This is a genomic window from Photorhabdus aballayi, assembly GCF_026153155.1.
Taxonomy (GTDB): domain Bacteria; phylum Pseudomonadota; class Gammaproteobacteria; order Enterobacterales; family Enterobacteriaceae; genus Photorhabdus; species Photorhabdus luminescens.
In genome coordinates this window covers 44,232-65,083 of sequence record NZ_JAPFCD010000026.1, presented here as the reverse complement: position 1 = coordinate 65,083, position 20,852 = coordinate 44,232, and the positions used below count along the sequence as shown (strand labels likewise).

15 protein-coding genes are annotated in these 20,852 nt (G+C 39.1%); 6 read left to right on the top strand and 9 right to left on the bottom strand.

Going from position 1 to position 20,852, the window contains the following annotated elements; all coding sequences use genetic code 11:
* Positions 1-275, bottom strand: a 275-nt coding sequence (locus OO184_RS14010) for a DUF8189 domain-containing protein (RefSeq protein WP_512699427.1), incomplete at its 3' end; no start/stop codon positions are given.
* Positions 276-1,078: 803 nt separating this feature from the next.
* On the opposite strand from OO184_RS14010, the gene OO184_RS14005 reads away from it, so the two are divergent.
* The gene (locus OO184_RS14005) at positions 1,079-1,207 is read left to right on the top strand and encodes a hypothetical protein (RefSeq protein ID WP_265379720.1); all 129 of its coding nucleotides are present in this window, start codon (positions 1,079-1,081) and stop codon (positions 1,205-1,207) included.
* Positions 1,208-1,284: 77 nt separating this feature from the next.
* Here OO184_RS14005 and OO184_RS14000 read toward each other — a convergent pair whose 3' ends face one another.
* The 6 genes from OO184_RS14000 to OO184_RS13975 all read right to left on the bottom strand — a co-directional run bounded on the left by OO184_RS14000 (position 1,285) and on the right by OO184_RS13975 (position 10,198).
* The gene (locus OO184_RS14000) at positions 1,285-2,391 is read right to left on the bottom strand and encodes a PLL family lectin (RefSeq protein ID WP_265379719.1); all 1,107 of its coding nucleotides are present in this window, start codon (positions 2,389-2,391) and stop codon (positions 1,285-1,287) included.
* Positions 2,392-2,868: 477 nt separating this feature from the next.
* The gene (locus OO184_RS13995) at positions 2,869-3,975 is read right to left on the bottom strand and encodes a PLL family lectin (RefSeq protein WP_265379718.1); all 1,107 of its coding nucleotides are present in this window, start codon (positions 3,973-3,975) and stop codon (positions 2,869-2,871) included.
* A gap of 576 nt (positions 3,976-4,551) precedes the next feature.
* Positions 4,552-5,523, bottom strand: a complete 972-nt coding sequence (locus OO184_RS13990) for a PLL family lectin (RefSeq protein ID WP_265379717.1) — start codon at positions 5,521-5,523, stop codon at positions 4,552-4,554.
* A 510-nt stretch (positions 5,524-6,033) separates the two neighbouring features.
* On the bottom strand, positions 6,034-8,616 hold the full coding sequence (locus OO184_RS13985; protein WP_265379716.1) for a TonB-dependent receptor: 2,583 nt from the start codon (positions 8,614-8,616) through the stop codon (positions 6,034-6,036).
* 86 nt (positions 8,617-8,702) lie between these two features.
* On the bottom strand, positions 8,703-9,683 hold the full coding sequence (locus OO184_RS13980; protein WP_265379715.1) for a FecR domain-containing protein: 981 nt from the start codon (positions 9,681-9,683) through the stop codon (positions 8,703-8,705).
* Between the two features lie 11 nt (positions 9,684-9,694).
* Positions 9,695-10,198: a sigma-70 family RNA polymerase sigma factor gene (locus OO184_RS13975; protein ID WP_192900889.1), complete on the bottom strand. Its 504-nt coding sequence runs from the start codon at positions 10,196-10,198 to the stop codon at positions 9,695-9,697.
* Between the two features lie 488 nt (positions 10,199-10,686).
* On the opposite strand from OO184_RS13975, the gene OO184_RS13970 reads away from it, so the two are divergent.
* A complete protein-coding gene (locus OO184_RS13970) occupies positions 10,687-11,718 on the top strand; it encodes a hypothetical protein (RefSeq protein ID WP_265379714.1) in 1,032 nt (343 codons plus the stop codon).
* A gap of 399 nt (positions 11,719-12,117) precedes the next feature.
* Here the strand turns inward: OO184_RS13970 and OO184_RS13965 are convergent, their stop codons facing one another.
* On the bottom strand, positions 12,118-13,458 hold the full coding sequence (locus tag OO184_RS13965) for an ATP-dependent nuclease (protein ID WP_132347799.1): 1,341 nt from the start codon (positions 13,456-13,458) through the stop codon (positions 12,118-12,120).
* Positions 13,459-13,461: 3 nt separating this feature from the next.
* The gene (locus tag OO184_RS13960; RefSeq protein ID WP_265379713.1) at positions 13,462-14,448 is read right to left on the bottom strand and encodes a reverse transcriptase domain-containing protein; all 987 of its coding nucleotides are present in this window, start codon (positions 14,446-14,448) and stop codon (positions 13,462-13,464) included.
* Positions 14,449-15,026: 578 nt separating this feature from the next.
* Between OO184_RS13960 and OO184_RS13955 the strand changes: the two genes are divergently transcribed.
* The 4 genes from OO184_RS13955 to casB all read left to right on the top strand — a co-directional run bounded on the left by OO184_RS13955 (position 15,027) and on the right by casB (position 20,848).
* A complete protein-coding gene (locus OO184_RS13955) occupies positions 15,027-15,281 on the top strand; it encodes a hypothetical protein (protein WP_265379712.1) in 255 nt (84 codons plus the stop codon).
* A 649-nt stretch (positions 15,282-15,930) separates the two neighbouring features.
* On the top strand, positions 15,931-18,648 hold the full coding sequence (cas3, locus tag OO184_RS13950; protein ID WP_265379711.1) for a CRISPR-associated helicase Cas3': 2,718 nt from the start codon (positions 15,931-15,933) through the stop codon (positions 18,646-18,648).
* 14 nt (positions 18,649-18,662) lie between these two features.
* The gene (casA, locus tag OO184_RS13945) at positions 18,663-20,267 is read left to right on the top strand and encodes a type I-E CRISPR-associated protein Cse1/CasA (RefSeq protein WP_265379710.1); all 1,605 of its coding nucleotides are present in this window, start codon (positions 18,663-18,665) and stop codon (positions 20,265-20,267) included.
* On the top strand, positions 20,267-20,848 hold the full coding sequence (casB, locus tag OO184_RS13940) for a type I-E CRISPR-associated protein Cse2/CasB (protein ID WP_265379709.1): 582 nt from the start codon (positions 20,267-20,269) through the stop codon (positions 20,846-20,848). Before casA ends, casB begins: the two co-directional genes overlap by 1 nt.
* Positions 20,849-20,852: the final 4 nt, after the last annotated feature.

Genomic DNA, 20,852 nt, shown 5'->3' with positions numbered 1-20,852 from the left:
GACCAGCCGGAATTGGGCGCGGTTTGCCAGATGTGCCAGAGGGCGTTATCGGTGCCGCGGGCAAAGACTTCAAGGCGACCATCGGCGTTAGCATATACGGCAGGGTCACTGGTAATGGTGTTACCTAAAGATTGCCAGTTTGACCAATCGGAATTGGACGCGGTTTGCCAGATGTGCCAGAGGGCGTTGTCAGCACCGCGCACGAATACTTCCAATCGACCGTCCAAATTACGAGAAACAGCGGGTTTGTTAGTCACTGAGGTAATGCTGGACATCGAGATAGATGAGTTTTCGGTTTTTAGCTGTATTACCTCATTTGTAACAGAAAACTCGGCATTATCTGGATTTGGTATATTAATAGATTCTTCTTTCATATATATCCTCGTTAGAAATAATTTTTCAGGTTCACTAAATATTTATTTAATAAACAAGATATTTAATTTGTTGAGTTAATATTCTCACTTTTATTTTTAGAGAAATAATGAATATTCTATTTGATACTGATTTATACCCGTTATCTTTCAAATGACCTCTTTGTTGGCTGCACTCACTCACCCCGGTCACATCGTTATCTATGCTTCCGGGGATTCGCTCCCTTACCGTCGCGATGCATCTTGAAATCCATTGGATATATGAGCCATAAAGTGTCAAATAAATGTGATGCTACATTATAAAACCTCTTCTGTTTATATATATTTTTTACATTCAGTCATTTAAAAATAATAAATTATGAATGAACTGTTTTGCTGTTTTAAGGTTTCATCTTTATTATATTTGAAAATATATCTTTATCATGATTGTTTTAATTGCATTAAAAACACTTAATAATCTTTATGGAAGTGAACAGTTTGCCGACTGACATTAAAAAACACAGATTCTAATTCATGAATGTTCTATAAAACGGAGGTTTTGTTTGAAATTACCTTTTATACCCGTCATCTTTCAAGTTGCCTCTTTGTTGGCTGCACTCACTCACCCCGGTCACATAGTTATCTATGCTCCCGAGGATTCGCTCCCTTGCCGTCGCGATGCAACTCGAAATCTATTAGGTATAGGTATATTCGACTAAGAGTCTACATTGGATAGACAAAACTATATCTTTGTCATCAACAACATGTGCGAGTCTGAACGAATGCTTGGTTTGCGTGTTGAGAATTGGGTTGATTCCAGCAAACAAGGTAATTACTGGCCCGATGCAGCATGGTGAATGTTCTCTTTAGTGCATCAGGCCAGAAAATTATGCGTATCTTGTACGAAGCTGATCTTGCTAGATTATCTTACTGCTCAAGCATCAATAAAGATGCCGCCGAGGGATTCCCAGGCGGACCACGATAATGATGTAGTTTGCTGAATATGCCAGAGAGCGCTATCGGAACTGCGTGCAAAAACTTCAAGCCGGCCGTCAGAATTCTTCGCTACTGTAGGAGCGCTGGTAATCACACCAGACAATGAGGCCCATTCAGACCATGAACCAGATGCTTCCGTCTGCCAGATATGCCAGAGAGCGTTATCGGGGCCGCGCGCAAAGACCTCAAGCCGACCGTCGGCATTGATATGTACCGCTGGGTCGCTGGTGATGACGCCAGCCAGTGAGCGCCAGTTTGTCCAACCTGCATGAGGAGCGACTTGCCAAATATGCCAGAGAGCGTTATCGGGGCCGCGTGCAAAGACTTCAAGCCGACCATCAAAGTTGCTGATCACCACTGGATTGCTAGTTATTACACCACTCAGTGACTGCCAATTTGTCCAAGGATAGGTATGAGAAGTCGTTTGCTTGATGTACCAGAGAGAGAAATCGTTGCTGCGCGCAAAGACCTCCAACAGACCACTGGCGTTGATATATACCGCTGGATCACTGGCAAGCACGCCATTTAGTGATTGCCAATTAGACCACGGACCGGCGTGGGGGGCGGTTTGCCAGATGTGCCAGAGAGCGTTATCGGAACTGCGAGCAAAGACCTCAAGCCGACCATCGGAGTTGACATATACCACAGGGTTACTAGTGATGATTCCACCTAAAGATTGCCAGCCTGACCAACCGGCGCCGGGGGCGGTCTGCCAGTTATGCCATAATGCATTGTCGGAACCACGGACGAATACTTCCAATCTGCCGTCTGAATTAATGTAAACGGCGGGTTTACTGGTTGCTCCTTCATTCATCGAGCGCCAACCAGACCAGGAAGATTCGGTGTTTGGTACTGTTTGCCAATTGTGCCACACAGCATTGTCGGTACTCACACCGAAAATCTCAAGCCGACCATCGGCGTTGTTTGCTGCTGAGATAACGCCGGGTAGTGCGGTCCAAGAAATTTCGTTGGATATTTCTACTTTGTTTGCAACAGACGACTCGGCATTATCTGGATCTGGTGTATTAATAGATTCTTTTTTCATATATATATCCTTTTTAAGTAAATAGTCATTTAATAAGCAATATATTTAATTTCACATTAGTATTTTCGATTGCATTATGTATATTCTTATTCATAAAATGAATAAGTAATATTTTATTTGACGTCAAATTATAATTCTTTAATTATCATGAAAATGTGATTTTATATTATTATTCTCTATATGTTGATATATATTTTTAAATACAAACGCATAAAAAACATTAATTATATGTAAACTATTTTCTTATTTAAAAGTTTTATTTCTCTTCTATTTTAAGTCTGTTTTTTCACGGTTATTTTATTTTTTATTCAAAATATCTGATGATCGTTATTAAAGTACACAATTCGTCATCTGGCTATTGGGATAACGCCAGCAAATGAGGTATTACTGGCCCGATACAGCGCAGTGAATGTTTTCTCTAATGCATCGGGCCAGAAAGTTATGTTCGCCTTATGCGAAGCTAGATTATTTGATTGCTCAAGTGCTGATTAAGGAACCATTGAGGGATAGCCAAGAGGACCACGATGGTAATGTGGTTTGCCTGATATTCCAGAGTGCATGATCGGAGCCATGTACAAAAACTTGCAGCCGACCATCGGAATCTTCTACCACACTTGGCGCACTGGTGATATTGCCATTCCATGAAGCCCAGCTAGACCATGGACCGGAATGAGAAGCAGTTTGCCAGATGTGCCAGAGTGTGTTATCGGAGCCGCATGCAAAGACTTCTAGCCGGTTATCCCAATTCTTCGCTACAGCAGGGGTGCTGATGATATTGCCGTCCAATGAGGCCCAGCCTGACCACGGACCGGAATGGGGAACAATTTGCCAGTTGTGCCAGAGTGCGTTATCGGAGCCACGAACAAAGACTTCAAGCCGACCATCGGCGGTGCCAATGACCGCAGGGTCGCTACTAATTGAGCCATTGAGTGATTCCCAACTTGACCACAGGTTGGAATCAGGAGCGGTTTGATGGATGTGCCAGAGAGCGTTATCGGAGCCGCGTACAAAGGCTTCAAGCCGACCGTCGGAGTTGATATGGACTGCTGGGTTGCCGGTGATATTGCCCTTCAAAGATTGCCAGCTTGACCACGTACCGGAATGAGCGGCAGTTTGTGAGATGTGCCAAAGTGCACTATCGGAGCCACGAACAAAGACTTCGAGTCGGCCATCGGTGTTGACATATACCGCTGGGCTACTAGCAATTGAGCCCCCTAAAGATTGCCAGCCTGACCAACCGAGATTGGGAACAATCTGCCAATTATGCCATAACGCATTATCGGAACCACGGACGAATACTTCCAATCGATCGTCTGTATTGATATAAACGACGGGTCTGCTGACCACGTTTCCGTTAAGTGAGATCCAGCCGGACCAGGGAGAATCTGAGTGTGGCATTAATTGCCAATTGTGCCACACAGCATGGTCAGAGCCGACACCGAAAACCTCGAGCTGACCGTTGGAGGTGTTTACTATTGAGACGATTTCAGATAACGCGATTGTGACGTTCTCGATTTCCACCTCATCTTTAACATATGATTCGGTATTATCTGGATTTGATGTATTAATAGATTGTTCTTGCATATATATATCCTCTTTAGTAATAATCTGTCAGATTCACTAAATAGTTATTTAATAAGCAAGATATTTAATTCTTTGAATTAATATTCTTACTTTTATTCTTTAGAGAAATAATAAATATTCTATTTGATACTGGTTTATGAACCGTAAAGTGTCAAATAAATGTGATATTACATTATAAAACTACATATGTTTATATATTTACATGCAGTTATTCAAAAGTAATAAATTACAAATGAATTATTTCCTGTTTTGAGGTTTGGTTTTTATTATATCTGAAAATATATTTCTATTATGATAATTTTAATTTTATTATAAACATCTAATAATCAATCGGTTGTTTTATTAGAGATTATTTTCTAGATGATGCAACTAAGAGTCTATTTTAGATGGATAAAATTATATATTTGTCGTCAATAAAATACGCAAGTTTGAGAAAATACCAGGTTTGCATGTCGAATATTGGAATAGCTCCAGCAAATGAGGTACTACTGGCCTGATGCAGAGTAGTGAATACTTTCTCTAATGCATCGGGCCAGAAAGTTACGCGTATATTGTGCGAATCTGGCTCCTTTTAAATTATTTGATCACGGAAGCGTCGATTAAGATGCCGCCAAGGGAGGTCCAAGCTGACCACGATGATGGGGTACGCCAGATGTGGTGGAGTCCGTTACCATTGTCACGTACAAAGACTTCAAGTTGACCATCAGAATTTTTCACGACTTCTGGGCCGCTGGAGAGTCCACCACCCAATCGCTCCCAGTTAGTGTGCCATGAACCGGAATGGGTATCATTTTGCCAGATGTGGTAGAGAGCGTTATCAGTGCCGCGTACAAAAACCTCAAGCCGGCCATCGACGGTGCGGATGACCACAGGGTCACTATTGATGCCGCCGCCTAATGACTGCCAGCTTGACCAAGAACCGGTATGGGGAGCGGTTTGCCAGATGTGCCAGAGTGCGTTATCGGCACCGCGGGCAAAAACCTCCAGTCGGCCGTCAGAGTTGATATGGACTGCCGGGTTACTGGTGATCACTTGGCCCAGAGAATACCAGCTTGACCACGGATTGGAGTGGGGAGCGGTTTGCCAGATGTGCCAAAGTGTGTTGTCGCCGCCGCGGGCAAAGACTTCAAGCCGGCCATCGGCATTGACGGATACCACAGGGTTACTGGTGAGCATGCCACCTAAAGATTGCCAGCCTGACCAACCGGCGCCGGGGGCGGTTTGCCAGTTATGCCACAGGGCGTTGTCGGCGCCACGTGCGAATACTTCCAATCGACCGTCTGTATTGATGTGAACGGCAGGTTTGCTGGTTGCCTTTAAGCCGAGTGAGGTCCAGCCGGTCCAGGAAGAGCCTGTATGTGTCGTTTGTCCATTGCGCCATACTGCATTATCAGTACTTACACCAAAAACTTCGAGCCGACCGTTATAGGTGTTCGTTACTGGGACAATGCCGGATACCGCGATAGGTGAATTTTCGGCTTCTACCTCGTTTGTAACAGATAATTCGATATTATCTGAGTTTGATGTATTAATTGGCTCTTTTTTCATATACATATCCTCGTTAAAAATAATTTTTAGGTTCACCAAATAGTTGTTCGATAAGAAAAAATCAATATTTTTTATATCCTGATTGTTTTATTAAACAATGAGTTATTAATGTTTTATTTGAAGTTGGTTTATGATTGTTAAATCATTATGAAAAGTTATTCTATATTATAAATCCCTACTTGTTGGTATATATTTTTACATATGATTATTTAAAAACAATTAATGACATGTAAACTATTTCATTGTTTTAAAGTTTCATTTGATTGTCTGTTTTAAATATATTTTTTATGGTTGTTTTGATTTTATTAAAAATACCTGATGGCATATTATATTTATGCGCTGATTTAAATCAGTACTGAGATTTCATTGTTTAAATTATATTAACTCCGACGAAAGGAGATAATAATTTTATTGACATGCTGTTTTCACCCTAATTATATTATTGGGCTGGAAAGTGGCATATCGTGGATATGCCACCAGTTTAACGAATGGATTTAAAAATAAATAGATTTAAAAATAAGTCGTAATTCCGGCCCGAAACGTTCTGCCCGGTGAAGGGATATAGCCGAGGCTGAGAGGCTGGATATAATATTTGTCGAACACATTATCCACTCCAAACTCAAACTCGACATGCTTATTTATACGGGCAGTCAGAGAGATATCTGCCACAGTTGCAGGCCGCCAGATAATGGGTGCTAGCAGGGGCGCAGAACCTCGGCCCGGTTTTGCTGCCGGGACAGATCTTTGACCATAATGAGAAACTCTGACGTTAGCAGATACATTGTCATTTAAAAACCGCTGTGTCAGATCGAGTGATACCGCATATTTAGGCGGAATGTGATTAGTCGCATAATCCGAAGGGAGGCTACGTGCGACGCATCCTTCATTTGCCGTACAGAATTTGACTTTTGTGTAGTAATTCATCGATAAACGCGCATCAAAGTGATCGCTATGGTAAACACTCGCCAATTCCAATCCGGCAAATTTTGCTTCTTTAATATTACTGATGTACATACTCCAATAATCATCCATCCATGAGCGGCTGATATAGTCCTTTACCCGGTTATCAAAGTAGGACATTGCGATATCGAAGCTATCATTTTGAGCAATGACATTCTGGAAGCGTGATGTCAGCCCGACTTCGATATTTTTTGCAATTTCAGGTTTTATATGGTCGTCAACACTCATCATATAGCCACGAATACCTTCAACCATTGATGGAAAACGTGGGGCATAGGCATATTTGGCATGCAGCGCTGTTTCATGATTAAGTTCAAGCTTAGTACCTACCCAATAACCGTGAGCATGGTCTCGCTTATTGTTTACTTTCCCAGAGGTGAGCTGTGGTAACCAAGAGCTACCCGGACGAGCTGGACTGTCATCTTCGATCCGATAGGATTTAACATCCCATCCACCCATTAGGGTCAAACGGTCGGCAAGCATATAATTTCCGTTCAGGAAAAAACGGCCTTCTTGACGCTCTCCTTCCCGATTAACGGCATATTTCCATTTACCCGCGCTTGGGCCAGTGCGTTCACGAATAAAGCTGGCGCCGTAGTTCAACTCAATATCTTGCATTGAAAGCGCAAATAATGAAGTGTTACTCAAATTCATCCCTATTGTACGCATGAATTTTTTGTCACCGAGGGTATTATTTGCGGTTCGAGGGCGATCGTTAACGCGTGTTTGCCATACTCCGATATCCAAATTAATCCAGGGGTTTGATGCAGGTTCCCATTTATAATTGAGGTTGTGCCTGTTCATGTTGAGCCGTGTCAGCGGCCCCTGTTCCAATATCATAAATGTTTGGCTCAGGTTTGCCATATCCGCGACATAGGATTCTCCGTAGAGATTTTGGTAATGGCTAACGATAGCGGAGATTTCATGACCATCGCCAAAACGAACTTTTCCTTTACCCAGTAATGACTGGCTATTTTCAGAAGTATTTGGGACGGCATCTCCCATTGCATACAACGAATAACCTGCCATTTGTTCACTGAATTGTGGAATGTAGCAATCTTGTGGATCACTTTCACATAAATAGCCTGGCATTCCACGTTCCTTCGCGCCCGGTCCGTGTTTACCCGAATGGTAATTGCCTCGCTTGCGCTGAGAAGCGCCAAACAGCAATTCATAGGAAGGTTCGGCTATCGCGAAAACAATACTCCCGGTGCGATTCTTAGCGTCGAAAAGAGAGGTTCTTGATGGGGAAGGCCAGTCGTTGCGCTCATAATCGTCAGGATTGGAATGGTTGCTCAACAGACTTCCTTTCAGGCGCAGTCCTGCCTTTTGTCCATCAAGTAGGATATCACTGGCTTCAATGGTTTTTATCTCCACAGTGCCGCCAATGGCTCCCATACCACCTTTTCCTGTCGGGCCTTTACTGATATCTACCCGGCCAATGAAATCGGGATCAATAAAGGAACGGTTGGAGACACCTTGATAACCGCGGTAGAGCGCGGTTTGGTTAGATGCGCCATCAACGGTGGTTAAGACTCGGCCTTGTCCTTGCAGGCCCCGGATATTCACATCGAGACTGCCTGAACTACGTGCTTCGCCGGATAATACCCCCGGTGTTGTTTTGAAAATATCAACGGGATGGATCACGCCGAATTTTTCAATATCTTTACCTTTGATGGTGGTACTGCCGAACCGCAATGGTTCATTACCTGCGTATCCGCGATTGCCTGATACCGTAAGGGGATTTAGGACGATTACCCCTTTGTTGGTCATATTCTTTGTCATTTTTACCAAGGTATAACTGCCATCGGCACGTTGGGACAGTTGTAAACGACTACCTGTAAGCAGTTGTGCTAAACCTTGATGAGCAGTAAAACTGCCGTTTAATGAAGGTGCTGTTAGCCCGTGGGTTAAATTTGGATCGAAGGAGAGCGCTGTACCGGTTTGAGCTGCAAAGTGGGACAAAGAATTGCCTAATGAACTTGGTGGAATATGAACGGAATAAAGTGTATCTGCTGGTGTGGCGGCATAAAGGGGACGTGCCGGTAGCAGTATTAAAGGCAATAACAGTGCGACTAAATACTTTTTCTGCCAACGTGGTTGTGAATCTTGGCAGTCAACATGATATGGCATAGTAAGTTCCCCATAACTTTTTAAGCTTCTTTTATTTCTATGCCGTATGAGATTGAAAAAAGTGTCAGTAAAAATGATTATTTTTATTAACCGGGCGAATAGAGGGTAATCCAATAGCGGGTCAGGCTGCGTATTGAGAGCGGATGGGTTTGTAATAGCATATGCAGCGCCAGATCCGTATCTCGTATGGGAAAAGCGCCAGAGACTCGTAAATTAGCTACCGTATCGTCACAACGAATGACACCGGAGCGATAGCGGTTCAGTTCGTTAACCACTGTTGCCAGCGGCAAGTTATCAGCGACTATCATGCCCTGTAGCCAGCTCAATGAAGTTACTGACCGAGGATGTTGTGGAGCAACGGCAAATTGAGTGAAATGGGTTGCTTCTCCAGCATAGAGTATGTGTGGCAAACCGTTATCTGGCGTAATGCGAACTGCTCCTTCTACGATTTCCACCTGAGTGTGTGAAGCTTGTTGGCGGACGCTGAATTTTGTGCCCAATGCCACAATAGCGCCTTGTTTGGTTTGTATTTTGAATGGGCGAGCCGGATGACGGCTATCTTGATGGGTTTCAATATAGATTTCCCCTAGCTTTAGACGAATAAGCCGTTGGGTATCGTCATAATGAATATCTGTTGAGCTTTGGGTATTTAACGTCAGTTGACTGTTGTCTGGCAATGACCAGCGCTGAATCTGCCCTGTTTTGGTGTGATAATCGCCAGTGAGAAGCTGAAATTGATCAGATTGCCAGAAGAGTGATGATGCGCCAGCCGGTATTAACAACATGAGTGTGAGTTTTCTGATGGCTTCTCGGCGGGAAAGGGCTTGTTTGTTGTTTAACAGAGGTGAGGCGATATGCGGTGGTAAATGATGGAGGCGTGCTAACAGACATTGCGCCCGTTCCCAGGCTTGAACATGTTCTGGACTTTGAGCACACCAGGCGGCGCAGGCATTCCGATCAGCTTCGCTGGCATGGCTATCATGTAAAATGGTCAGCCATTCTGCGGCTTCGGCAAGTATTGTTTCAGAAGGTGTACTTGATGAAGAAGATGTATCAGTGGAGGCCATTCCAATCCCTCTTATGCCATCGCTATCAGGCATTGATAAAAGCCTTGTTTCATATAACGTTTTACTGTGGACAGTGAAATATTCATCTGATTTGCAATATCTTCATACTTCATTCCTTCTATCTGGGAAAGTAAAAAGACAGTTTGCACTGGCGTGGGGAGTTGACTGAGCATGATATCAATTTCTTGAAGTGTTTCGAGGATGATAAGTTTTTGCTCTGGTGCGGGAATAAGCGGTTCAGGCAGACTGACGAGTAAATCCAGATAAGACTGCTCAAGTGAGCGGCGACGGTACCAGTTAACCATCAACCCCTTGGCAATGGTGACGATGTAGGCACGGGGTTCATTGAGTTGCTGTGGTAAAGGTGAACGAAGTAATTTAACAAAAGTATCTTGAGCCAGGTCTGCGGCAGTTTCATCGCAGTTAAGACGGTGCTTAAGCCAACGAAATAGCCAATCATGATTGTGGATGTACATGCACTGGATCTGTTGAGTGTCTGAAACATTAACGGTCATTTTCACGCCATGCTATCAATGTAAATGCAAATCATTATCATTTTGGTATGTTACAGGTAATTGCTTTCCGTTACCAATAAATAATGAATGCGAAGCGGCTGGTCAAATGCATTTTTATTTGCTTTATAGCAAATTAATGAATTAATTTGTAGTTTTGATCGTGATTGACAGGGATAAATTATAAGAACCTTAAACAGGGATCGAGGATTTAAATAATTTCGGATTGAATTTAATATTAAAAATATTTTCACAAGGAAAAATTTTTAATAATTTTAGGTTTAGGATAAAGTAATATGGTGTCGTGTTTATTGATGTGTGCCTAATATATCATGTAACTATCTTTTAATATTGATGTAATGTAGGAAGCTAGAATGACAAATCTGACGTTCAAAAATAGCAAAATCCAGATATATGACTATAATAAAGGATTATATATACAAGAATTACGGTGGTTAATATATTAAAATCTTAAATGAACGAGGGATAAGATGGAAGGTACTTTAATTATTTGTGTTGATTCGATTCTGAGATTTCGTTCAGATTACGATATGACAATCGCTGTACCGATGTTATCAGTTCAGGAACAGCTAGGGAAAAATGATCCATTCTTTTTCCTGAAATATTTCAGAAATAAAGTCATAATAGAAAAAGGGGTGACAATATCAAATATATTTCTCGCGATAGAGCCGTGGCAGGCTATGCTAAGCACTTGGTTAGAAATTGATATTGCCGCTTATATTGCAGAGATTAGAAAACCTTCGCAAGAAGAACCGATATTTGATTGGATCAGTATTCAGAGAATCACATCGGTTCATCGGGTATATCAGCGAAAAGATATGAAAGATAATGAAAAGTTGTCTGAATATTTTAATCGTGAACATACGCCAACAAAATATTTTAATATTGAATCAGTTTGTATGGCATCGGGTTATAGAAAAGGAGATAAAGAGCATTACAGTATCAGTGAATATATCCACGAAATTAAAAACATCCCCGTCATTGCCAGTGACAGGCAAATATTAATTGGCTATGATGATAATAATACAGATATTTTGAATGATAAATGTTTTGGTATATATGATAATAGAAATATCAAATATATACAGGGAACAACCTCGTTCGCGTTTTATGAATTGATGGAAGCTATTTTTAATGATGGCTTATTTTACAATTCACCGCAAACAGCTTGCCACAGCTTAGAAATGATAAAAGAGATGCTGGAAATTATAGATCGCGGAAATATGAATCACGAAAGGGATAATAAAGAGTATATTAATCAACAAGAGAATAACAGTGTAAATATTAATGGAATTAATGATGATAGAGAATTAAATGTTGAAGTTTATGATGGTGCTTTTGATCCACTGATAGAGCATATAGAAACAGAGAGGGAGTATTGGAATTATATAAAATTATTATGTCATTCGTATGGTCATTTACCGGTAAGAATTGGCACGATTAATGAAGCTAAAGTCCCTGAATATCGCTTTTATAACAATATTATTGATGATGAAAGTTAGCTTTTAAAGATTAGTTGTATATTATACGAAGGTATTTAATCATTATAGATAGCATAAACTTTTTTCTGTCGCAAAATTTGCAGTATTTGTTCAGTTTCGTATTCGTTTATAAATAATATGCGAACGGTTCAATATAATATGGTGATGTTATGAATATTCTTCTTTTATGTTAAAAGGTTATAGCCTGGAGCAAAAAGGTAGATCTCATCATAAAAAATTAAATTTATGAATATAGATTTAGTTAGATTCACACTTTTTACTCCAGATTTTTTAATGATAATATAGCGACTTTATATATCTGGTTAGGGATTACAGATACCTATACGTATAAATAGAAAATCGATGGGTATCTATTTTAATGTCCATTTATGATATTGATGTTTTTATAAATGATTTGTATTATTTAGCTTTTAAAAAATCTATGATTATTTTTTTAAAAATCTCACTCTCAAGTGGCATTTTTTTATCTAGATAATTAAATATGGTAGCCTTTGACCAGCCGTTATTATAGGTTTTTACAAGAGCTTTATATACTTTTTTTTCTAATTCTTTAGTAGCGGTAACTGTTACTCTTGGAATTGTTAGATCAGTTTGATAAGCAGAATAGATATCTTTTTCAATGCTTTGAAATGGAATACAATACACATTAGAATTCTTATAAACGTGCTTTAAATGGGCTTGATCGCCATCTAAAACACAAATTACATTTTCAGGTTTTGTTAGAAATTCTTCTTTTTCATTCCTTTTCATAAGATTAACAACGTTGGTGGCTCCTCCAATATATATTATTTTATATTTATAAAAATAAGAATTATTATTTCTGTCTATGATATATTCTAAGTAATCTTGCAAAGTTTCATCTTCAGTTAGAATATATTTATCCCAGCCTTTAAAGGCAAAAAGAGAGCTTTTAATGAAGTTATAAGATCTCTTTGATATCATGGTCTTATTGCCTTCTCTATACATATAATAAAGCTCATCATCATTAAGTGTTTTCATTAATGCCAAGGAATGGGTTGTAAAAATGATATTTAAATTATATTTATCGCAAAATTCTCTAAGTAAATTTACTAATTCTACTTGTGCTGAGGAATCTAAAGAAATATCAATTTCATCAATAATGATGTATTTTCTTTTAGATTCAATCATCCTATAAAGGTTGATGATGAAAAATTCGCCTGAACTAAAATAATCTTCCCGTATATAATATCCATTTTCGTTAAGTCGAAAGTAGTAATTATTTTGTTTAACTTTAAAAGATTTTAAGTTTTTATAGACATCAGTTTTATAAACTGAATTTAACATTTTAATAAGCTCACTGGGAACCTCATAGGTTTGAAAAGCTATGCACTTTCTTAAATCTGAGTCGATTTTACTTAATGTTGGAAAACTATTGAATCTATCCCCATAGGGAATCGGTAGTTCAACAAATATGTTAGATTTTACTTCTTCAGGAACAATTGATTTTGTATCAATAACTTTTAGGTTACTATTATAAATATAAGTTATGACATCATTATTTATCAAATATTCTATTCTGCTTTCTTGATTAAAGATATAACGTGATGATGTTTTTATGAATATATCGGCTGATTGTAAATTTTTAATTGATTTTATAAATGTGGTTTTTCCAATACCATTTTTTCCTACAATGCATGTAATTTTATTTTTTGTTAAATCTAATGAAAAACTCATTTCATTAATGTGTTGCACTTTTGAAATATTAATTGTAATGTTCATATCTTAGAATACATTCTTATGGAAAAACATATCGATTATAACATTGCCGTATTTTTTTCTGAGCTTGTTTAAATAACTTTTATCAATAGTATTTATATGATTAAGGTTTCCTGAAATCATCTCAATCCCTTTATCTATATCTTTACCAATAGCATCTTTGAATTTATCTTTATCAGTGATATAAAAGTAAATTAAATATTCAATTTTTTTCTTTATTTTTATATCAACAGTAACTTTTCCGGAAGGTAGCACAACCATACCAAGAAGTTTTACTTTATTTCCTTTATTAACGATCTTTGTTTTATATTTATTTAAAGAAAAATTACCATTATTCTCTTTGCTGAGGAAATTGGATACTGTTGTGTAAATACTATGAATTATTTCTTTATTATCTGATGATATTATTATGTCATCAGAATATCTGGTGTAAATTAAGTTGTTTTCTGAACAATAATCTTGGATGTTGTTATCAAATTTGTATAGACACGCATTGCTGAATGCTGGCGAGGTTGAAAAACCAATTGGTAATATATCATCGACAATTATGAATTCCAATATTCTGTCATAATATTCTTGTATGTCAATAATAGGGATCGCTGAGGTGTTATTTTCTAACACTTCTCTTGCGAAATTTTTAGTGATGCTTGAGAAAAAATTATTAATGTCTGTGTTGAAAAACCATTTTTTATCAGAATGCTTTTTTACTGCTTCATAAGTACTACTTCCTTTTCTATATGAATAAACTACCTCTTTATTAATGTTTAAATGGAAAAGAATAAAATCATTAATAAATTTGTGGTAGCTTTTAAGCTTAGTTGAAGGATGATAAATTATACGTCCGTTGTATTCTAATTTTTTATATTCACTTTTAATATTAAAGGATAAAAAATCATCTAATTTAGTCTTTTCATGAAATGCGATGCTGAAAATTGTTTCCAGTTTAAGTATTTTTTTACTCTTAGGAGTAATGGGATTATCAGGAGTATTCACAAAAGGCTCGTTCTCTTTGAAATTTACTACCTGTACATACCCTTTTCAGGTTTATGAAGAAGGGCAGTACAAGAGTAACATTACATAAAGGCTCGTAGAGGCTAACATTGCTGACTGGAGATACTCCTAGTCGCTAGCATGGGTTAAATATAAGTCAATTCGAATAAAAAGGCAACTTTTTTAAATTTAGGGTTTGGAAAAAGAGATTATGTCCAAACTAATAAAGCTGGAGTTAGGAGTAGTTGTTAACTTTGTGATTAATATTTATAGGAACACTAGTATAAAAATTGGGAGTTGTTTTAATATTTCTTAATAATTACAGAGCAATATTGTTGTTCTATTTCTATAAATATGGCTTGAGTGTTCGCATTTATGCTTAGGTAAATATCCTTAAATATATCGAACAAGTATATATTAGTCTAAGAGAGATTAATAATGCGGGTACAAAAAATCACTCTATCTATTTGAAATAGTAAGATGATTTTAAATCGCGCCATATTTGGCGGCACAAAAGTGGCGCGATTAATCTGAATTGCGCCATAATCGCGCCATATTTTTACTAGAATCTATTGTTCGCTATGAGTTTAATAACTGATATTTATGAGACCTTATGTGTTGCATCACAACCGATGTCTGTTTCGGATTTATTGGCGGAGCATCTCTCCGTTCTTGGAAGGACTGTTCAACGTTGGTTGGGGAAACTTGTTGAAGATAACAAAGTACGGATGTTGGGTGAAGGTCGAAGCCGCCGCTATGTTATCGCTACGGAGGAAATATCAGATCCGGTAGCGGATAGATCGGATAATTTCCCGAGCTATCTCAGATTTATTTAAGCAATTCTTCTTAGCATGACACATTAAAAGCATTGGTTATTGAGGAATTACGGCGATTGCATGAAGGTGTTTTAGCAAGGTATGGCCTCCGACCTGCGCAATTTGAAAAATGGCAGGGAAAACACCGATAGTCTTTGTATTCTCGCTATTGAATGGTCGAATGACCATAAAAAATTTCCGGGTTAATTACGCCGTTATCTTAGAAAAGCTATTAATTAGTTCTTTCGTTATGTCGTCGCATCAGGGCTTAAATTTGTAAAGATGAGGATTAAAATCGATTTACGAAATAATTGTAATTGACATCGTTAAACACCCGCCAGTATTTTCATCCCACCTTGGCCTGACATCATATACGCAGGGTTATCAGTGTAAATGAACTTTGGTAAAACGAGTACCGACATTACATGTAATTATCTTTATTTATCAAATGGATGAATATAGATTGGCTACCCGCTCAAACTGTTCCTTGCGCTATGATGTCACTTTAATTCTGGCTTATGTTCAGAGGTCGGCCAAAGATTCATCTGTTTAGGTAATGAGTTTTTATACAGAATTATCCTAAAAAAACAGAAACTAGTATTTTTCTGATCTAAATTTTCGCATTATGTTCTAAAAATAGGTAAAACAGATGTTTAAGTAAGGATTTCAGATGGAAATGCCAATTTATTTTCAATACTGGGGTAAGGCGAAGCGAGTTTTAGAGGTTGATAGTGCAGATTATCATCTGCTTCCTTACCATTGTTTGGATGTTGCTGCGGTAGGAATGCAGTTACTCTCTTTAGAAAGATCGTTAACTAGAGATCTTGCTAATTTTCTAGCGTTATCTACCCAGCAGCTACAAAGCATGGTCTCTTTTATATTGGCTTTGCACGATATTGGTAAATTTGCATCTGCTTTTCAAAAATTACTTCCCGGTCTGGCGGTCGGTCTGCATCGACCAGATTGCTCTAAAGAGTCTGGCGGCCGTTATTTTTGTCATGATCGTATAGGGTTATATTTCTGGGAAAATATCAAACCGGAGTTACTTAATAGGCTGGTTAATATTGAAGGTGTCGAGCGAAGAGAACAGCGAGAAATGTTTGATACCTTAATGGTATTCATGGATTGTGTATTAGGGCATCACGGCCAGCCCATTGATAAAACACACTATAAAGCGATTAAACATTTTATTGAACCTCATAATCTTACTGCTGCCACACTCTTTGCTCATCATTTGGTTGAATTATTTCAACCTGAATTTCCCATTGAAAAATTACAATCTAAAGAGTGGCGACGGCGATTGGAACAAGTGAGTTGGCAGTTTGCCGGTATTGCAATATTGGCGGATTGGATTGGTTCTGATAATCATTATTTTACCTATCAATCCGAACCTATGCCATTAACAGATTATTGGCGACATGCGCAAGCAATGGCAAAAAAAGCGGTTATGGCGACCAATTTAGGTAAGGCGCCGGTCGTTAAGCCGTTTATTTCTATCCAGGAATATTACGGTTTTGCCGCAACACCGTTGCAACAGTGGGCCGAATCAATATCTGTAGATAGTTCTCCTCAACTATTTATTTTGGAAGATGTGACTGGGGCAGGTAAAACAGAAGCGGCGCTTGCGCTGACACATCGTTTGATGCAGGCAAAAGCCGCTGATGGTTTTTATTTTGGTTTGCCTACAATGGCGTCTTCTAATGCGATATTTAGCCGAATTGCTAAACATTATCAGCAAATGCTATCGATAGCGGATGACAGTAAACCCAATATCGTTTTAGCTCATGGTATGCGGGAGGTGAATAATCAATTTCGTGAACCTGTTTTAGCGTTAGGTCATCCAGATAGAAATTATGGTAAAACAGATATTCCTTCTTCAGCGCAGTGCAATCAATGGTTAGCTGATCCACGTAAACAGGCTCTGTTAGCGCCTATTGGCATAGGAGCGATTGATCAGGCTTTATTGGCGATATTACCAAGGCGTTATCAATCACTGAGATTATTTGGGCTTAATCGTAAAGTGCTTATCGTTGATGAAGTCCATGCCGCTGATGAATTTATGTTTAATTTATTGGAAAATTTATTAGCGCTGCACCTTTATCAGGGTGGTTCAGCCATTTTGTTGACAGCAACATTGACCTTTAAACAGCGGCAGCGTTTAACGGATATTTGGCTGAATGCGGGTGGGCTAAGTTCTCAATTATTGCAAAAAACGGATTTTCCTTTAGCGACAAAAATAAGTTTAAATGCCATATCGCCTGTTATTGAACAACCGTTATCAAGCCGAAAAGATGTTAGCCGGGAAGTTAAAGTTGATTTCTTAAATAGCTTTGGCAGTTGTGTTGAAAAGGTATTAGCCGCCATTGTACAAGGGCAATGTGTCGTTTGGATAAGAAATACCGTTGATGATGTTATTGACGCTTATCAGACATTGCAAAGTTTGCTGACTGAACCTGAGCGCTGTTTATTATTTCATAGCCAGTTTATTTTTCAGCATCGAAAAGAGATTGAAAATCATGTCCTGACTATTTTTGGTAAAAATAGTCAGGGTGAAATGCGGCGGGGCAAAGCATTAATCGCCACACAAATATTTCAGGAAAGTTTAGATACTGATGCCGATGTCATGATTTCAGATATTTGTCCTATTGATGATCTTATTCAGCGAGCCGGGCGTTTGCATCGTCATACTCGCGATAGTGATGGTATTTATCGATGGGGTATTAAAGATTCACGCCCTGCGCCAATATTGTTTGTTCACGCGCCTGAATGGCGGGAGCAACCTGGTTCAGATTGGCTAAGCTATAATTTCCGTAACACGCAATGTGTTTATCGCTCGCCTGCACGTCTGTGGTTAAGCATGCGCGTGTTGAGAAAATTGGGGGCTATACGTATGCCTGCGGAAACTCGCCAATTAATTGAAGCGGTTTATGGTCATGCTTATGAGCAAGCGCCTGAAGTATTAAAACACCAAGATAATGAATTCATTAACGAGGAGCGAAGCCAGACAACCAAAGCTAAATCTTTTTGGTTACAGTGGCAATTATATGGTTATTGTGATCGCAGTGCTGATCATTGGTATGAAGATGATGCCGATATTAATGCTCGCTACAGTGATATTGAAACTGTTGAGGTGTTATTACTGAAAAAAAGTGGTGTAAGGCAACTGGTGCCTTGGGTAAATTCAGGCGAATTTTCAGTGTCGCTGAGTACGATTAAATTATCCAGAAATAAGTATGCAAATAAATTAGCTCCAATTCCGACAGAGTTAATACCCGCTCTCAATGCCTTGCAACAGAGATATTACCAAATTAGATATTTGCAACCTTGGTTGCCAGAGCAAGATCCGAATTTTACTTATTCTTCAACAATAGGCTTTTGTGAAAGATAAAAGCAGGAGGTGTTATGAACTTAGTTCAGGACCCGTGGTTGCCCTTTCGATTACGTGATGGTAGTGAAAAAGTACTGCCTATTAATGCGATATGTGATCATGATGTTATGGACTTTGCTTTACCGCGAGCTGATTTTCAGGGAGCAGCTTGTCAATTTGCCATTGGTTTATTACAAACCGTTTTTGCGCCAGAAGATAAATATCAATGGCATGCTCTATATGAAGTATCGCCTGATAAAAAGGTATTACAACAAGCTTTTAATAAAGTGACGCATGCCTTCAATGTTACCGGTACAGGGCCCCTTTTTATGCAGGATTTTGATCCGCTGCAAACAGTAAAATCAACTACTGTCGCTGGATTATTAATTGAAGCGCCGGGAGCGAATGGTTTAAGACTTAATACGGATCATTTTGTTAAACGTGGCATCGGAGACGTGATGTCTCTTGAAATGGCGGCTCTGGCGCTGTTTACCTTACAAATTAATGCGCCGTCAGGAGGAGTGGGCCATCGGGTAGGATTACGAGGCGGAGGGCCATTAACCACGTTAATAGTGCCGCAACAAACGGATACCACATTATGGCAAAAACTGTGGTTAAACGTTATTAGCCGAAGTGAATGGCATTATTCAGAACCTGATTTAACCAGTGCTCAGGTTTTTCCCTGGTTAGCGCCAACAAAAGTGAGTGTTAATGAAGGGACAGAAATTTATGCTGAGGATGTGCATCCCTTACATATGTATTGGGCAATGCCGAGACGTATACGTCTTGTGGTGGAAAAGGGCGAAGATGTTTGCAAAATTTCAGGTAAATATTCTGCATTCACTGTCTTTGAATATCGGACACAAAACTACGGCGGCAATTATTCCGGTAATTGGACTCATCCGTTAACGCCCTATAAATGGGATCTGAAAAAATCGACACAACATTTATCTATTAAAGGCCAACCTGGAGGGGTGACGTATAAAATTTGGGATGCTTTGGTATTTACCAGCCATGAGAGAGGGCAACGTTGTGCGCCGGTCGTAAGCCATTTTTATGCTTTATGTTGTCATTTTGCTGAACTGCGAAGGGCAATGCCTCGTCTGTGGGTGTTTGGCTACGATATGGATAATATGAAAGCACGTTGTTGGTATTCTGTCACTGTGCCGTTGTTTTTTGTCTTACCAGAACAGCAGGAAAAGATTCTATATCAAGTCAAAGAGCTGCAAAAATTGGCAACCAATATGATTTGGCTATGCCGGAATCAAATAAAAGCGGCTTGGTTTGAAAAGCCTGCGGATGTGAAAGGCGACATTTCTTTTATTGACTTGGCTTTTTGGCAACAAAGTGAATCCCTGTTTTTTTCAGTGGTGCATCAACTTATTAGTAATAGACGTTTGGAGGCGCCTTTTCTGACACCAGAGCAGGCTAAACATTGGCTTAATACCTTGCGTCGTTTCTGTAGAGATTTATTTGATGAATATGTTGCTTTATCTGAATTGGGTAATGAGCGTTCAATGGTAAAACGTATGAAAGCGCGTCAACAGCTAATCAGCGGGCTATATGGACAAAAAGCTTTAAAAGAGATCAACACATTTATTACCAATCACCATATTCGCTCTGGTCAAGAGGAAATGTAATGGACAGTAAGATCGAAGTCATATTGTTGCGTTGGTGGCAAAGTATGTTTATGTCACCGAAGCAGTTAAAAGAGAAAGGTATTATTCCTGCTCCTTTTACTTATAAAGCCCAGTTAAAGCGCTGTGAAAACGTTGAGATGGCTATGTTAACTGAAGGTTTTCGGGATTTATGGTTTAGTTTGCCGGATGAAATTAGCTTATCGGATAATCCAGTGAAATTAGAATATTGGGCCACGATGGCGGCAACATTAGTTTATGTTAAAAACAACAGTGATATTACATTGGCAGTAGCGGCGGGTAAGAAAGGAGGAGGAAATAAACCGGTTGTCAGTGAATTAAGATTTTCACAATTACAAAATGCTAAAACACCGAACGAATTACTACGTCGATTACGTCAAGTTTTACAGAAAGTTAAAGGCAATATTTCTGTTTTGGCTCTAGCGCGGGACATTGAGGAATGGTTCGCTGAATATGGACAATTACGGCCATGTAAGGCGGATAAGCGTATCAAGGTGAAGTGGGTTATGGATTATTACCGTGCAGCGAGTGGTAAATCGGTTGATTTATCGGATTTTCATTAATTGA

Excerpts from the sequence above, each read along its gene's own strand:
- cas3 (WP_265379711.1), top strand. The coding sequence starts at position 15,931 with ATGGAAATGCCAATTTATTTTCAATACTGGGGTAAGGCGAAGCGAGTT.
- OO184_RS13955 (WP_265379712.1), top strand. The coding sequence starts at position 15,027 with ATGAGTTTAATAACTGATATTTATGAGACCTTATGTGTTGCATCACAA.
- casA (WP_265379710.1), top strand. The coding sequence starts at position 18,663 with ATGAACTTAGTTCAGGACCCGTGGTTGCCCTTTCGATTACGTGATGGT.
- OO184_RS13995 (WP_265379718.1), bottom strand. The coding sequence starts at position 3,975 with ATGCAAGAACAATCTATTAATACATCAAATCCAGATAATACCGAATCA.
- OO184_RS13980 (WP_265379715.1), bottom strand. The coding sequence starts at position 9,683 with ATGGCCTCCACTGATACATCTTCTTCATCAAGTACACCTTCTGAAACA.
- casB (WP_265379709.1), top strand. The coding sequence starts at position 20,267 with ATGGACAGTAAGATCGAAGTCATATTGTTGCGTTGGTGGCAAAGTATG.
- OO184_RS13975 (WP_192900889.1), bottom strand. The coding sequence starts at position 10,198 with ATGACCGTTAATGTTTCAGACACTCAACAGATCCAGTGCATGTACATC.
- OO184_RS14000 (WP_265379719.1), bottom strand. The coding sequence starts at position 2,391 with ATGAAAAAAGAATCTATTAATACACCAGATCCAGATAATGCCGAGTCG.
- OO184_RS13985 (WP_265379716.1), bottom strand. The coding sequence starts at position 8,616 with ATGCCATATCATGTTGACTGCCAAGATTCACAACCACGTTGGCAGAAA.
- OO184_RS13970 (WP_265379714.1), top strand. The coding sequence starts at position 10,687 with ATGGAAGGTACTTTAATTATTTGTGTTGATTCGATTCTGAGATTTCGT.
- OO184_RS13990 (WP_265379717.1), bottom strand. The coding sequence starts at position 5,523 with ATGAAAAAAGAGCCAATTAATACATCAAACTCAGATAATATCGAATTA.
- OO184_RS13965 (WP_132347799.1), bottom strand. The coding sequence starts at position 13,458 with ATGAACATTACAATTAATATTTCAAAAGTGCAACACATTAATGAAATG.